Source organism: Xenorhabdus littoralis, from assembly GCF_033949345.1.
Classification (GTDB): Bacteria; Pseudomonadota; Gammaproteobacteria; order Enterobacterales; family Enterobacteriaceae; genus Xenorhabdus; species Xenorhabdus littoralis.
Genome location: NZ_VCDP01000132.1, coordinates 1 through 209, shown reverse-complemented (window position 1 = coordinate 209; position 209 = coordinate 1). Strand labels below are relative to the sequence as shown.

Below are 209 nucleotides of genomic sequence, written 5' to 3'. Positions count from 1 at the left end.
CTGCCGATAGAGCAGTTTACACCCGCAGCGGAGCTGCTGGCCGGGGAGGAGCCGGATTATTTCTACTACCAGCTTCGCACCGAGCGTGATTTGCTGGATCGCATTCAACACTGGTTACATTTTTTTGACCTGACGGGCAAACCGGCTAATCACCTGCCTGAACTCGCGGTTGCCTGCGATTTTACGGGCTACCATGAATCCGCAATGGC

1 pseudogene is annotated in these 209 nt (G+C 55.0%); it reads left to right on the top strand.

What is annotated here, in order from left to right:
* Positions 1-209 (top strand): annotated as a pseudogene (locus tag FE394_RS18460) (type VI secretion system baseplate subunit TssF); the annotation flags it as partial.